Genomic DNA, 14,433 nt, shown 5'->3' on the forward strand with positions numbered 1-14,433 from the left:
GCATGGATCGTGGGAAGGGGCAGGGCGCGAGCCCCGGGGGACTCAGGCGCCGACGAAGGCCGGCGGCGGCGGGCTGCCGGCCGAGACCGTCAGGACTTCGTAGCCGGTGTCGGTCACGGCGATCGTATGTTCCCACTGTGCGGACAGCGAGCGGTCCTTGGTGACGATCGTCCAGCCGTCGCCCATTTCCTTGATCTCGCGCTTGCCGGCGTTGATCATGGGCTCGATGGTGAAGACCATGCCGGGCACCAGCTCCTCCAGCGTGCCGGGGCGGCCGTAGTGCAGCACCTGCGGCTCCTCGTGGAACTTCTGGCCGATGCCGTGGCCGCAGAACTCGCGCACGATGGAGAAGCCGGCGTTCTCGGCGAAGGTCTGGATGGCATGGGCGATGTCGCCGAGACGCGCGCCGGGCCGGACCTTGGCAATGCCCTTCCACATGGCCTCGTAGGTGAAGGCGCACAGGCGCTTGGCGGCGATGGAGCCCTCGCCGACGACGAACATGCGGCTCGTGTCCCCGTGCCAGCCGTCCTTGATGACGGTGACGTCGATGTTGACGATGTCGCCGTTCTTCAGCGGGCGCTCGTTCGGGATGCCATGGCAGACCTGGTGGTTGATCGAGGTGCAGATGGACTTGGGGTAGGGCGTGTAGCCCGGCGGGCAGTAGTTCAGCGGCGCGGGGATGGCCTGCTGAACGTTGACGATGTAGTCATGCGCCAGCTGGTCCAGCTGCTCGGTGCTGACCCCGGGCTTCACGTGGGGCGTCAGGTAGTCCAGCACCTCGGAAGCCAGGCGTCCGGCGATGCGCATGGCGGCGATGTCGGCCGCGCTCTTGAGGGTGATCGTCATGGGGCGAAATTATGGCCGAGACGCCCCGGCCCTGCAGGGCGCGGGGCCGAAGGCCTGGCGGGGCTCAGTCCGCCCAGGTCACCACGCCGGTCCAGGCCGTGAGCAGCACGACGATGCCGAAGGCAATGCGGTACCAGGCGAAGGGCACGAAGCTGTGGCTGGCGATGTAGCGCAGCAGCCAGCGCACGCAGACCCAGGCCGACAGGAAGGAGAACACGAGCCCGACGCCGAACAGGGGCAGGTCGGCCAGGGACAGCAGGGCGCGTTCCTTCCACAGCGCATAGGCGCCGGCGCCGATGAGCGTCGGGATGGCCAGGAAGAAGCTGAAGTCGGTGGCCGTCTGGCGCGACAGGCCCAGCAGCATCCCGCCGATGATGGTGGCGCCGGAGCGGCTCGTGCCCGGAATCATGGCCAGGCACTGCACCAGGCCGACCTTCAGCGCATCGAGCGGGCTCATGGCGTCCACGTCCTGTACCCGCACGGCGCTGGCCGGGCGGCGTTCGGCCCACAGGATGATGAGGCCGCCGACGATGAAGCTCGATGCCACGATCACCGGCGTGAACAGATGCGCCTTGATCGCCTTGCCGAACAGCAGGCCCAGCACCACGGCCGGCACGAAGGCGATGCCCACGTTCAGCACGAAGCGGCGCGCGCGCGCGTCGCTGCCCAGCCCGGCGGCGGTGGTGCGCAGGCGCTGCCAGTAGACGAGGATCACGGCAAAGATGGCGCCGGTCTGGATGGCCACGTCGAAGACCTTGCTCTTGTCGTCCGTCATGCCCAGCAGCGAGCCGGTGAGGATCAGATGGCCCGTGGAGGAGATGGGCAGGAATTCAGTCAGGCCTTCCACGATCCCCATGATCGCGGCCTTGATGAGCAACAGTAGATCCAAGACGGGCTCCGTCGGTTCGAGCAGCAGAAGAAGCGGCGGATGATAAGCGGACCTGTGAGCCGGGCGCCCTAGCAGGGTCCGGCGCCCTGCGCAGCTCACGTAAATGTCAGGTAAAGCCCCCCTGGCGCCGCCTTGACCCCCGACAGGGGTGTGCATACAGTACTGACCGGTCAGTCAGTACACCATGAGCACCCGCCAGCCCTCCACCCGCCCCGCCTTGCCCGGCTCGAGCCACGGCCCGGCATCGCCTGCCCCGGCGGCCGGGGCGAAGGCATCGGCCGCGTCCGCCGCGTCGTCGGCCCCCCCCAAGCCCGCCCGCCTGCCGGCGCCGCGGCAGCGCCGCAAGGAGGCGCGTCCGCAGGAGCTGCTGGCTGCGGCGCTCGAGCTCTTCGTCGAGAAGGGCTTCGCGGCGGCCCGTTCCGAGGAGGTCGCCCAGCGCGCCGGAGTCTCGAAGGGCACGCTGTACCTGTACTACCCGTCCAAGGAAGAATTGTTCAAGGCCATGGTGCGCGAGAGCCTGTCCTCGCGCATCGCCGAGGCCGGCGTGCTGATCGCCCAGTTCGAGGGCCCGACCCCCGAGCTGCTGCACCGCGTGATGCACCTGTGGTGGACCGAGGTCGGCATGAGCCCGGCCGGCGGCATCACCAAGATCATGATGGCCGAGGCGCGCAACTTCCCGGAGCTGGCCAGCTTCTTCCACGAGGAGGTGATCGCGCCCACCCAGGCCCTCCTGGCCCAGGTGATCCAGCGCGGCGTCGACCGTGGCGAGTTCCGGCCGGTACACCCCGCGATGACGGTCCAGGTGCTGATCGGGCCGATGCTGCACATGGTCCTGTTCCAGCATTCCTTCGGCGCCTGCGCCCTGCACCTGCCCTGCGAAAACCCCGCCGATGTGCTGGCGCTGGAGCTGGACCTGCTCCTGCACGGCCTGTGCCCGCGCACGCCGCCCGGCGGCTGAGCCGAGCCTCATCGCCTGGCCGCCCCCGATCTGACCCCACCACCCCAGCCACCGCCCACGCCATGACGCCGTCCCGACTGAGCCGCTCCTGCCCGCACCGTCGCCAACAGGGGCGCGTTCACTGGTCCGTCTGGCTGCTGGTGCTGCTGGCGGTGTTGATTGCGGCCGGCGTCTACCGGGCGCGCGCCGCCCGCCAGGCCGCGGTGCCGGTCGCGACGAACAGCGTGCCGCAGCTGCGCCTCGCGCCCGCGGACGTGCTGGCGGTGCAGGGGGGGGCGCTGGCGCGCTCGGTCGAGGTGTCCGGCGGCCTGCGCGCCGTGGACTCCGCCGTCGTGAAGGCCAAGGTGGCCGCGGAGCTCAAGTCGCTGGCGGTGCGCGAGGGCGACGCCGTCAAGGCCGGCCAGCTCGTGGGCCAGCTGGACCCCGCCGAATTCGAGATGCGCCTGCGCCAGGCGGAGCAGACCGCCGCGGCCGCCAAGGCGCAGCTCGACATCGCCCGCCGCCAGCTCGAGAACAGCCGTGGCCTCGTGAGCCAGGGCTTCGTGTCGTCGACGGCCCTCGAGAGCGCCGTCTCGACGGAGGCCTCGGCCGCCGCCAACTGGCAGGCCGCGACGGCCGCCGTCGATCTGGCCCGCAAGGCCCTGGCCGACACGCGCCTCGTCGCGCCGCTCAGCGGGCAGGTCTCTCAGCGCCTCGCCCAGCCGGGCGAGCGTGTGGCGCTGGATGGGCGCATCGTGGAGATCGTCGATCTGCGGCAGCTGGAGCTCGAAGCCGCGGTGCCGTCGGAGAAGGCCGCCGGTCTCGCCGTCGGTCAGACGGCGCAGCTCAGCGTCGACGGGATCGACAGGCCGGTGACCGCCCAGGTCCAGCGCATCAATCCGGCGGCGCAGAGCGGCTCGCGCGCCGTGCTGGCCTACCTGCGCCTGCCGGCCTCGCAGCCGGGCCTGCGTGCCGGCCTGTTTGCGCGGGGCAGCGTGCTGATGGACACGCGCGAGGCACTCAGCGTGCCGCTCAGCGCGGTCCGGGTGGATCGCAGCGAGCCGTATGTGATCCGGATCATCGCCGGCAAGGAGGGCCCGGAGGCCCAGTGGCAGACCGTCGTGACGGGCGTCCAGGGTCAGGTCTTGCGGGACGGCCGCCTGCAGCCGGTCGTGGAGATCAAGTCCGGCCTGCAGGCCGGGGATCGCCTGCTGTCCGGCACCGCCGGCACGGTGGCCGCGGGCACGCGCCTGGTGCTGCCGGCCGCCGCTGCGGCCGCCTCGCCCGCTTCCCCGGCCTCTCGCTGAGCACGGGAGCCCCCCATGTGGTTCACCCGCGTCTCCATCCAGAACCCGGTCATGGCCACCATGGTCATGCTGGCCTTCGTCGTGCTGGGCCTGTTCAGCTACCAGCGCCTCTCCGTCGACCAGTTCCCCAACATCGACTTCCCCACCGTGGTCATCAGCATGGACTATCCGGGCGCCTCGCCCGAGATCGTCGAGGCCGAGGTCACGAAGAAGGTGGAGGAGGCCGTCAACACGGTGGCGGGCATCAACTCGCTGTACTCGCGCTCCTACGAGGGCACCTCGGTCGTGATCGTGGAGTTCAACCTCGACGTCGACGGCCGCAAGGCGGCGGAGGACGTGCGCGAGAAGGTCGCGCTGATCCGCCCCAGCCTGCGTGACGAGGTCAAGGAGCCGCGCATCTCGCGCTTCGACCCGCAGTCCGTGCCCATCTTCAATGTGGCGCTGCTGTCGGATGACGGCGCGCAGAGCACGCAGGCGCTCACGACCTGGGCCACGCAGGTGCTGCAGAAGAAGCTGGAGAACGTGCGCGGCGTGGGCTCGGTGGCGGTGGTCGGCGGCCTGCAGCGGCAGATCCGCGTGGAACTGCAGCCGGCGGCCATGGAGGCCCTGGGGGTGGGGGTGGACCAGGTCCTCGCCGCGGTGAAGAGCGAGAACCAGGAGCTGCCCATGGGCGCGCTGCGCTCGGCGGAGCAGGAGCGTGTCGTGCAGGTCAACGCCCGCATGAAGCGGCCGGAGGACTTCGAGGCCATCGTCGTGGCGCGCAAGGGCACGACGCCCGTGAAGCTGGCGCAGGTGGCCCGCGTCGTCGACGGCCCGCAGGAGCTGGACAGCCTCGCGCTCTACAACGGTCAGCGCACGGTGCTGCTCTCGGTGCAGAAGAGCCAGGGCGAGAACACCATCGCCGTGGTGGACGGCCTGATGGACGCGCTCAAGGAGGCGCGCAAGCTCACGCCGCCCGGCGTGCGGCTGGAGGTCAACCGCGACAACTCCCGCGGCATCCGCGTTTCGGTGGCCAACGTCAAGCGCACGCTGATCGAGGGCGCGGCCCTCACGGTGCTCATCGTCTTCCTGTTCCTGAACTCCTGGCGCTCGACCGTCATCACCGGCCTCACGCTGCCCATCGCGCTGATCGGCACCTTCCTGTTCATGTATGCCTTCGGCTTCACGATCAACACCATCACGATGATGGCGCTGAGCCTGTGCGTGGGCCTGCTGATCGACGACGCCATCGTGGTGCGCGAGAACATCGTGCGTCACGTCGCCATGGGCGTGAGCCCCCGCCAGGCCGCCCTGGACGGCACCGCCGAGATCGGCCTCGCCGTGCTGGCCACCACCTTCTCCATCGTCGCGGTCTTCCTGCCCATCGGCTTCATGGGCGGCATCGTGGGCAAGTTCTTCCACGAGTTCGGCATCACCATCGTCGCGGCGGTGCTGATCTCCATGTTCGTGAGCTTCACGCTCGATCCCATGCTCTCGAGCATCTGGCACGACCCGGCCATCCATGGCCACGGGGCAGGGCAGGGCGGGCCCAGGACGCTCTACGACAAGACCCTCGGCCGCGTCACCGGCGCCTTCGACCGCCTGACCGAATGGCTGTCGGACGGCTACCAGACCATCCTCGCCTGGGCGCTGCAGCACAAGTGGAAGACGGTGGCGCTGGCCATGGCCAGCTTCGTCGGCGGCGTCATGCTCTTCGGCGTGATGGGCAAGGAGTTCGTGCCCAAGGCCGATCTCTCCGAGACGCAGGTCAACTTCTACACGCCGGTGGGCTCCTCGCTGGAGCTGACCGAGGCCCGCGCCCGCCAGGTGGACGAGGCCCTGCGCAGCCTGCCCGAGGTGCGCTACACCGTCACCACCATCAACAGCGGCTTCGCGGCCGGCAAGAGCTATGGCGCGGTCTATGTGCGCCTGGTGGACCGCAAGGACCGTCAGCGCAGCGTGGTGGACATGGCCACGCCGCTGCGAATGAAGCTCGAGCAGATCCCCGGCATCACCGTCACCAACATCGGCCAGACGGACCTCGGCGGCAGCAAGAGCCTGCAGTTCTCGCTGCAGGGACCGGACCTGAAGGAGCTGGAGCGCATCGCCAACGGCGTGATGGCCCAGATGCGCCGGATTCCCGGGCTCGTGGACCTGGACAGCACCCTCAAGGCCAACAAGCCGACGGCCTCGGTGGAACTCAAGCGCGAGGCCCTGGCGGACGCCGGCCTGAACGTCAACGCCGTGGCCACGAGCCTTCGCACGCTGCTGGCCGGCACGACCGTGGGCAACTGGCGGGCGCCGGACGGCGAGAACTACGACGTCGTCGTGCGTCTCCCGCTGAACCTGCGTGACAACATGACCCAGCTCGCCGGCCTGCCGCTGAACATCGCGCCGGCGGCCGACGGCGGCAGCCGCGTCGTGCGCCTGGGGCAGGTGGCCTCCTTGAGCGAGTCCGTCGGCGCCAACCAGATCAACCGCCGCGACATGAACCGCGAGATCAACATCGACGCCAACGCCCTGGGCCGCAGCGCCGGCGAGATCTCGGCCGACATCCAGAAGATCCTGCAGGCGACGCCCATGCCGCCGGGCTACCGCTACAGCTTCGGCGGCTCCACGAAGAACATGACCGAGTCCTTCCAGTACGCCGTCGGCGCACTGGCCCTGGCCATCGTGTTCATCTACATGATCCTGGCCAGCCAGTTCAAGAGCTTCCTGCAGCCCATGGCGCTGATGACCTCGCTGCCGCTCACGCTCATCGGCGTGGCCGTGGCGCTGATCAGCTTCAATTCCACGCTGAACATGTTCTCGGTGATCGGCATCGTGATGCTGATGGGCCTGGTGACCAAGAACGCCATCCTGCTGATTGACTTCGCCATCCGCTCGCGCGAGGGCGTGCATGCCCACGGCGTGGACGCCGAGCCCATGAGCCGCGAGCAGGCGCTGCTGCATGCCGCCCGGGTGCGGCTGCGGCCGATCCTGATGACGACGCTGGCCATGGTCTTCGGCATGGTGCCGCTGGCCTTCGCCATGTCCGAGGGCTCGGAGCAGCGCGCGCCGATGGGGCAGGCGGTGATCGGCGGCGTGATCACGTCCTCGCTGCTGACGCTGGTCGTGGTGCCGGTGGTCTACTGCCTGCTGGATGACCTGGCGCAATGGGCGCGCCGCCGCTGGCGTGGCTCGCCCGCCTCAGGCCCGGAGGCCACCCCGTCGTCCGGGAAATAGAATGCCCGGATTGCGCCGGAAGCCCTGGCGCTCCTTCCTGATGTAACGCTGAGCACTGCCATGAATTTCGAACAAGCCCGCTTCAACATGATCGAACAGCAGATCCGCCCCTGGGATGTGCTGGATCTGAGCGTCCTGGCCCTGCTGAGCAGCGTCAGGCGCGAGGATTTCGTGCCCGCCGAGCTGCGCACCCTGGCCTTCACCGACACCGAGCTGCCCCTGGGCGGCGGGCGCCGGGCGCTGGCCCCCCGCGTGGAGGCCCGCATCGCCCAGGAGCTGCAGCTGCAGCGCACCGACAAGGTCCTGGAGATCGGCACCGGCATCGGTTACCTGACGGCGCTGCTGGGGCACAAGGCCCAGTCCGTGGTGAGCCTGGAGGCCGACGCCGGCCTGGCCCGTGCCGCCGCCGAGAAGCTGCGCCGCGCCGGCCTGTCCAATGTGCAGGTGCGCGAGGCGGATGGCCGCCAGGGCGCGCCCGGCGAGGCCCCGTTCGACGCCATCGTGCTGGCCGGTTCGGTGGCCGAGGTGCCGCAGGTGCTGCTGGACCAGCTCAAGGTCGGCGGCCGCCTGCTGGGCATCGTGGGTGACGAGCCCGTGATGCGTGCCGTGCTGGTCCGCCGCGTGGGCGAGAAGGAGTTCCAGACCACGGAACTGTTCGATACCGTGGTCCAGCGCCTGGCCGGCTTCGAGTCGCGCCCGGCCTTCGCGTTCTGACCGGCATGGCCTGGCAGCTTCCCCCGACCGAATTCCCGGCCTGGCTGGCCGAGGTGGCGCCCCAGGGGCGCCCCATGCTGCTGGACATCCGGGAGGGCTGGGAGGTGGAGCGCGTCGCGCTGCAGCCGGCGGAGGTGGACTGGCTGCACATCCCGATGAACGAAGTCCCTGCCCGGCTGGAGGAGCTGGACCCGCAGCGGGCCATCGTCTGTTATTGCCATCACGGGGTGCGAAGTCTGCAGGTCGTCGCATTTCTTTCGGCCCGCGGCTTCGATTCCGTCTATAACCTCGCCGGCGGCATCGATGCCTGGTCCGTGCAGGTGGATCCCTCGTTGCCTCGATACTGAATTCCTACCGAACAACCATCAAAACCATTGCTGCAAGGAAGCTTCATGGCTGCTGATCATCGACTCTATTCCCCTTCGCGTCCGCGGACCCGCGTCCTGGCCGCCACCCTGGGCCTGTTGTTCGGTGGGGTGTCGATGGCGCAGGCCCAGAGCCTGCAGGAACTCTATGACGCTGCCCGCGCCTACGACGCCACCTACCTGGCAGCGCGTGCGCAGGCCGACTCGGCCGAGTTCAAGGCCGCGCAGTCCGAGGCGCTCGGCCGCCCCACGCTGGGCCTTGGCACCAGCGTGTACAAGACCCAGACGCACACGCCCAGCTACGGCGCCCTGACGGCGGCCGGCCCGGCCCAGGTGCCGGCCGCCACGCTGAGCTCCACCGCCGCGAAGGTCGGCCTGAGCGGCAAGTACGCGGTCTACAACCGCGGCAACAGCGTCACGATGGAGCAGGCCCAGCGTGGTCTCGGCGTGGCCCGTGCAGACCTGGAATCGGCCGAGCAGGACCTGATCGTCCGCGTGGCCCAGGCCTACTTCGACGTGCTCAATGCCCGCGACACCCTGGCCACCGCCCAGGGCAACAAGAAGGCCGTGGCGGAGCAGCTGGCCTCGGCCAAGCGCAATTTCGAGGTCGGCACCGCCACCATCACCGACACCCGCGAAGCCCAGGCCCGCTATGACCTGGCGACGGCCCAGGAACTGGCCGCCGACAACGACCTGCGCGTCAAGCAGGTCACGCTGGACCAGATCGTCGGCCGCGTGGGCGTGGACCCCAAGCCGCTGGCCCAGCCCGTGGCCCTGCCGGCCCTGGCGTCCGACCAGGTCGAGACCTGGGTCAGCCAGTCCGAGCAGCACCCCCTGATCCGCAAGGCCCAGCTGGGTCTCGAGGTGGCGCACCTCGAGACGGAGAAGGCCAAGGCCGCCAACGGCCCGACCGTCGATGCCAACGGCACGTTCGGTGTGGTCAACAACCGCGGTGACGTGCAGATCCCCGGCACGACGCGTCAGGCGCAGGTCGGCATCGAGCTGAACATCCCGCTGTACACCGGCGGCTACAACGACAACCGCATCAAGGAAACGCTGAAGCTGGAGGAGAAGTCCCGCAACGACCTCGACTACGCGCGCCGCAGCATCTCCGAAGCCACCAAGCGCGCCTTCTTCGGCGTGCAGTCGCTGCGGGCCCAGGTCAAGGCCTACGAGGCCGCCGAGGCGTCCACCAAGCTGGCCCTGGAAGCCACGCAGCTGGGCTACAAGCTCGGCGTGCGCGTCAACCTGGACGTGCTGAATGCCCAGACCCAGCTCTTCTCGACCCAGCGTGACCTCGCCAAGGCCCGCTACGACGTGGTGCTGAACAGCCTCAAGCTGCGCCAGGCCTCCGGCCAGCTGCGCCCCGAGGACCTCGCCGGCGTCAACGCGCTGCTGGCCAAGTAAGGCCCTCTCGCGCCGCGTGCGCCTTCAGGCCCGCTGCCCTGCAGCGGGCCTTGTCATTGGCGCTGCGCCACAATGCAGGGGCATCACCTGACCCCCATCGCCGATCCTGACCCATGCTCTTCCTGCTATCGCCCGCGAAATCCCTGGACTACGACAGCCCGGTCTCGCCGGCCGTCGAGGCCCTGGCCACCGAGCCGCAGTTCATCCCGGAGTCCGTCGCCCTGATCGAGGTGCTGCGCGGGCAGTCCCAGGCGGACATCGCCCGGCTCATGGACCTCTCTGACGCACTCTCGGCGCTGAACGTCGCCCGCTACCAGGCCTGGGAGCCGCACTTCACGGCCGAGAACAGCAAGCCCGCCGTGCTGGCCTTCAACGGCGATGTCTACGACGGGCTGGACGCGAAGAGCCTGAGCCTCAAGCAGCTGCGCTGGGCGCAGGAGCATGTGCTGATCCTCTCCGGCCTCTACGGCGTGCTGCGCCCGCTGGACCGCATGCAGCCCTACCGCCTGGAAATGGGCACGAGCCTTGCCAACGCGCGCGGGCGCAACCTCTACGCCTTCTGGGGCGACCGCATCGCCGAGCACCTCAATGCCCGCGCCGCGGCCTCGCATGTGCCGGTGATCGTCAACCTGGCGTCCCAGGAGTACTTCAAGGCCGCGGACCGCCCCGCGCTGCATCCCCGCGTGATCGAGTGTCAGTTCGAGGATTGGAAGGGCAGCGGCTACAAGATCATCAGCTTCTTCGCCAAGCGGGCACGCGGCTTGATGGCCCGCTACTGCATCGAGCAGGGCGTGGATCGGCCCGAGGGGCTCAAGGACTTCGCCGTGGACGACTACGCCTTCGCCGCCGAGGTCTCGACACCCGAGCGCCTGGTGTTCCGGCGCCGGCGCTGAGCGGGCGGTCGCCCGGAGCCCTCACCACTCACGGCAATCAAGATCACAAGGAGACCACGATGGGGCAAGCCGCCTCTCCCGAACTGTGCCGCTGGATCATCGAGCAGATCCGCGCCGGCGTGTCGGGTGACAAGATCCTCGCGGCCATGGTGCAGAGCGGCTGGGACGAGAAGGTGGCCCGGACGGCCTTCGCCCAGATCTTCCAGTCGCACCAGAAGGACGAGGCGCGCCGCGCCGGCAAGGCCTTCACGGATTCACTGCCCGAGCCCGATCTGGCCGGCCAGCCGTCCGTCATCCGTGCGCTGGACCGCGACGTCAAGGTGTTGATGACGCTGGCGCATCCCCGGGTCGTGCTCTTCGGTGATCTGCTGTCGCACGAGGAGTGCGACGCGCTCATCGCCCAGAGCCGCGACCGCCTGAGCCGCTCCGAGACCGTGGCCGTGAAGGTGGACGGCAGCGAGGTCAACACGGCGCGCACCAGCGACGGCATGTTCTTCGAGCGCGGCGAGAGCGAGCTGTGTGCGCGCATCGAGGCCCGCCTCGCGGCGCTGCTGCACTGGCCCGTCGAGAACGGCGAGGGTCTGCAGGTCCTGCGCTACCAGCCGGGTGCCGAGTACCTGCCGCACTACGACTACTTCGACCCCTACCACGCCAGCACGCCCTCCATCCTGCAGCGGGGTGGGCAGCGCGTGGGCACGGTCGTGATGTATCTCAACACGCCCCGGCGCGGCGGTGGCACCATCTTCCCCGACAGCCGCCTGGAGATCGCCCCGGTGAAGGGCAATGCCGTGTTCTTCAGCTACGGCCAGCCCGATCCCTCGACCCTCAGCCTGCACGCCGGCGCGCCGGTGCTGGAGGGCGAGAAATGGGTCGCAACAAAATGGCTGCGTCAAGGCCTGTTCGAGTAGTGGGCCCGGCGTAGACTGCAGCCCAGCCCCTTGATTGGAATCCGTACATGAAAAGCATCCTGACCCTCAGTCTTGCCAGCCTGCTGGCGCTTCCCGCCCTGGCTCAGCAAGCCCAGGGCAGTGTCCAGCCCGCGGCTCCCCTGGTGACGCCGCAGCCGGCCATCGCCCCCGCCGTGGCGGCCCAGCCGCAGCAGCAGGCCCTGGCTCAGCAGCCGACGATGAAGGCCAAGAAGGCCCACAAGAAGTCGGTCGTTGCCAAGAAGAGCACCAAGAAGGCTGGCAAGAAGGCCACCGGCAAGTCGCACAAGGCCGCTTCGGGCGCCAAGGTGAAGGCCAGCCACAAGCACGGCAAGGCCATGCACTGATCCCGGCCGTGCGCGGCCCCCGCGCGCCCGCCTGAAGCCGCCGCAGCCCTCCCGGGCCCGGCGGCTTTTTCATGCCTGCCTCCGGCCTGGTGCGGGGTCAGCGCTGCAGGGGCAGCTGGCTCTGCTTGAGCTGGCGCAGCACGAAACTGGACTTGCTGTGCCGGATCCCGGGAATCTTGTAGAGCCGCTCCCGCAGCAGGCGTTCGTAGTCGCGGGTATCGGCCACGGCGATGCGCACGTAGTAGTCGTAGTCACCCGAGACCAGAAAGGCCTCCAGCACCTCGGGGATCTGCTCCAGGGCCCGGCCGAACTCGAACAGCGCCTCGTCGGAGTGGCTGTCCAGCGTGACGTGCACGATCACCGTATCTCCCAGGCCGACGGCGGCCGGGTTGACGCGCACCGCGTAGCCCTCGATGACCCCGGCGTCCTCCATGCGCTTGATGCGCGTCCAGCAGGGCGACGTGCTCAGGCCTACGGCCTGGCTGATCTCCTGCAGGCTCTTGCGGGCATCCTTCTGCAGCTCGGCAAGGATGGCGAGGTCGAATTTGTCCAGTTTCATTCTGTGAAAGTGAATATGCACGGCAAAGTTTGCTGAATATAGCGTCTTGCGGCGAAAGTTCGGGAACTATTCCCGTGCGGGCTCCGGGACACTGCAGGCATGAACGCTCCGCTCGCCACCGCCCGCCTGATGCCCGCCGCTTTGCCCTCGCAACCGCAGGCAGACCCTGCACCCGCGCCGGCCTTCAATGGCGCCGCGGCCTTGATCGAGACGCTGCTGAGCCTGGGCGTGGACACCGTCTTCGGCTATCCGGGGGGCGCCGTCCTGCCGCTCTATGACGCCTTGCATGCCGAGCCGCGCCTGCGTCATGTCCTCGTGCGCCACGAGCAGGCCGCCGTGCACGCCGCCGAGGGCTATGCGCGCACGACGGGCCGGGTGGGGGTGGTCTTCGTGACCTCCGGCCCGGGCATGAGCAACACCACCACCGGCCTGCTGGACGCTCTGTGCGACTCCATCCCGGTGCTGTGCATCAGCGGCCAGGTGGCGACCACGGCCATCGGCACGGACGCCTTCCAGGAGTGCGACGCCCTGGGGATCTCGCGCTCCGTGACCAAGTGGAACCATCAGATCCGCCGGGCGGACGACGTCAGCGCGGCCGTGGTCAAGGCCCATGCCGTGGCCCTGGGCGGACGCCCCGGACCCGTGCTGCTGGACCTGCCCAAGGATGTGCAGCTCACGCCGCTGCCGCACTGGCGCGGCCCGGCGGTGCATTCTCCCTGGCGGCCGGCGCAGCGCACGCCATGGCAGCAGACACCCCTGGAGCCGGCAGACATCCATGCCGCGCTGGACCTGCTCGAGGCGGCCCGGCGCCCGGTCTTCTATGGCGGCGGGGGCCTCATCAATGCCGGCCCCGCGGCCTGCGCACGCTTCGCGGCACTGGTGCGGGCCACTGCTGCGCCCTGCACGCTGACCTTGCTGGGCCTGGGGGCCTTCCCGGCGCAAGACCCGCAGAGCCTGGGCATGCTGGGCATGCACGGCACGCTCGAGGCCAATCTCGCCATGCACGAGGCGGACCTGGTCGTGTGCGTGGGGGCGCGTTTCGATGACCGCGTCACCGGCCGTCTGCAGGGGTTCTGTCCGGGCGCGCGCATCGTGCACCTGGATATCGATCCGCGCTCCCTGCACAAGGTGGTGAAGGCCGACGTCGCCCTTCTGGGCGACTGCGGCGAGAGCCTGCACCGCCTGCTGGAGGGCTGGCAGGCGCGCCGGCCGGGCGATGCCCCCGCGCGCCGCGCGCATCTGGCGCCGTGGTGGGCGCGCATCGCGGGGTGGCAGGCGCGGCGGTGCCTGGACTTCACCGACCAAGCCGATGCCATCCTTCCGCAGGCGCTCATGCGTGCGCTCCAGTCGCAGCTGCGCGCCCAGGCGGCGCAGGGCAGGGCGCCGATCGTCGCCACGGACGTCGGCCAGCACCAGATGTGGGCGGCACAGTACCTGGCGCCGGATGCCCCCGGGCGCTGGCTCAGCTCTGGCGGCGCGGGCACGATGGGCTTCGGCCTGCCGGCTGCCATCGGCGCCCAGATCGCCCATCCCGAGGCGCTGGTCGTGTGCGTGAGCGGCGATGCCTCGGTGCTCATGAACATCCAGGAGCTCTCGACCGCCGTGCAGCACCGCACGCCCGTCAAGCTCGTGCTCAGCAACAACGGCTACATGGGCATGGTGCGGCAGTGGCAGCAGCTCATCCACGGCAACCGGCTGAGCCACAGCTACACCGAGGCGCTGCCGGACTTCGTGGCCCTGGCCCGCGCCTTTGGCTGGCAGTCGCGCCGGGTGACGGCGCGCGCCGAGCTCGACGAGGCCCTGGCCGAGTGCCTGGCGGCGCCGGGCCCCTATTTCCTCGACGTGGCCGTGGCGGCGCAGGAGAACTGCTTCCCCATGATCCCGGCCGGCGCCGCACACAACGAGATCTGGCTGGGGGCGGGGCGCCGCTGGGATGATCCGGCCCCGGGGCCGTCGTCGGCATCGGACGAGGGCTGAGCCGCGCAACCCTGCGTTGCCCAGGGACTCGTCAAGGTCGGGCGGGGACGCTTGACTTACCA

At 69.6% G+C, this 14,433-nt stretch carries 13 protein-coding genes; 10 read left to right on the plus strand and 3 right to left on the minus strand.

Annotation, left to right across the window (positions count from 1 at the left end; translation table 11 throughout):
- Nucleotides 1-42 precede the first annotated feature (42 nt).
- Together map and QRD43_RS15270 are read right to left on the minus strand one after the other, a co-directional pair.
- Nucleotides 43-846 carry a type I methionyl aminopeptidase gene (gene map / locus QRD43_RS15265; RefSeq protein WP_285983363.1) on the minus strand — a complete coding sequence of 268 codons (804 nt, stop codon included), beginning with the start codon at nucleotides 844-846 and terminating at the stop codon, nucleotides 43-45.
- A 64-nt stretch (nucleotides 847-910) separates the two neighbouring features.
- Entirely contained in the window at nucleotides 911-1,735 is an 825-nt protein-coding gene (locus QRD43_RS15270; protein WP_285983364.1) for an undecaprenyl-diphosphate phosphatase, read from the minus strand.
- 184 nt (nucleotides 1,736-1,919) lie between these two features.
- Here QRD43_RS15270 and QRD43_RS15275 point away from each other — a divergent pair, with 184 nt between their 5' ends.
- The 9 genes from QRD43_RS15275 to QRD43_RS15315 all read left to right on the plus strand — a co-directional run bounded on the left by QRD43_RS15275 (nucleotide 1,920) and on the right by QRD43_RS15315 (nucleotide 11,835).
- Nucleotides 1,920-2,693: a TetR/AcrR family transcriptional regulator gene (locus QRD43_RS15275; RefSeq protein WP_285983365.1), complete on the plus strand. Its 774-nt coding sequence runs from the start codon at nucleotides 1,920-1,922 to the stop codon at nucleotides 2,691-2,693.
- A gap of 62 nt (nucleotides 2,694-2,755) precedes the next feature.
- Nucleotides 2,756-3,979: an efflux RND transporter periplasmic adaptor subunit gene (locus tag QRD43_RS15280; protein ID WP_285983366.1), complete on the plus strand. Its 1,224-nt coding sequence runs from the start codon at nucleotides 2,756-2,758 to the stop codon at nucleotides 3,977-3,979.
- Nucleotides 3,980-3,994: 15 nt separating this feature from the next.
- A complete protein-coding gene (locus QRD43_RS15285; protein WP_285983367.1) occupies nucleotides 3,995-7,183 on the plus strand; it encodes an efflux RND transporter permease subunit in 3,189 nt (1,062 codons plus the stop codon).
- Nucleotides 7,184-7,243: 60 nt separating this feature from the next.
- Nucleotides 7,244-7,897 (plus strand): protein-L-isoaspartate O-methyltransferase family protein, encoded by a 654-nt coding sequence (locus QRD43_RS15290; RefSeq protein ID WP_285983368.1) that lies wholly within the window; start codon nucleotides 7,244-7,246, stop codon nucleotides 7,895-7,897.
- 5 nt (nucleotides 7,898-7,902) lie between these two features.
- The gene (locus QRD43_RS15295) at nucleotides 7,903-8,244 is read left to right on the plus strand and encodes a rhodanese-like domain-containing protein (RefSeq protein WP_285983369.1); all 342 of its coding nucleotides are present in this window, start codon (nucleotides 7,903-7,905) and stop codon (nucleotides 8,242-8,244) included.
- Nucleotides 8,245-8,289: 45 nt separating this feature from the next.
- Entirely contained in the window at nucleotides 8,290-9,669 is a 1,380-nt protein-coding gene (locus QRD43_RS15300) for a TolC family outer membrane protein (protein WP_285983370.1), read from the plus strand.
- 113 nt (nucleotides 9,670-9,782) lie between these two features.
- Nucleotides 9,783-10,562 (plus strand): peroxide stress protein YaaA, encoded by a 780-nt coding sequence (gene yaaA / locus QRD43_RS15305; RefSeq protein WP_285983371.1) that lies wholly within the window; start codon nucleotides 9,783-9,785, stop codon nucleotides 10,560-10,562.
- A 59-nt stretch (nucleotides 10,563-10,621) separates the two neighbouring features.
- Entirely contained in the window at nucleotides 10,622-11,470 is an 849-nt protein-coding gene (locus QRD43_RS15310; RefSeq protein ID WP_285983372.1) for a 2OG-Fe(II) oxygenase, read from the plus strand.
- A 47-nt stretch (nucleotides 11,471-11,517) separates the two neighbouring features.
- Nucleotides 11,518-11,835 (plus strand): hypothetical protein, encoded by a 318-nt coding sequence (locus tag QRD43_RS15315; RefSeq protein WP_285983373.1) that lies wholly within the window; start codon nucleotides 11,518-11,520, stop codon nucleotides 11,833-11,835.
- Between the two features lie 97 nt (nucleotides 11,836-11,932).
- On the opposite strand, the gene QRD43_RS15320 is transcribed toward QRD43_RS15315, so the two are convergent.
- On the minus strand, nucleotides 11,933-12,394 hold the full coding sequence (locus QRD43_RS15320; RefSeq protein WP_285983374.1) for an Lrp/AsnC family transcriptional regulator: 462 nt from the start codon (nucleotides 12,392-12,394) through the stop codon (nucleotides 11,933-11,935).
- 129 nt (nucleotides 12,395-12,523) lie between these two features.
- Here QRD43_RS15320 and ilvB point away from each other — a divergent pair, with 129 nt between their 5' ends.
- The gene (gene ilvB / locus QRD43_RS15325; protein WP_285983634.1) at nucleotides 12,524-14,371 is read left to right on the plus strand and encodes a biosynthetic-type acetolactate synthase large subunit; all 1,848 of its coding nucleotides are present in this window, start codon (nucleotides 12,524-12,526) and stop codon (nucleotides 14,369-14,371) included.
- The last annotated feature ends 62 nt before the right edge of the window (nucleotides 14,372-14,433 follow it).

It is taken from the genome of Roseateles subflavus (genome assembly GCF_030285365.1).
GTDB classification, from domain to species: Bacteria; Pseudomonadota; Gammaproteobacteria; order Burkholderiales; family Burkholderiaceae_C; genus Roseateles_B; species Roseateles_B subflavus.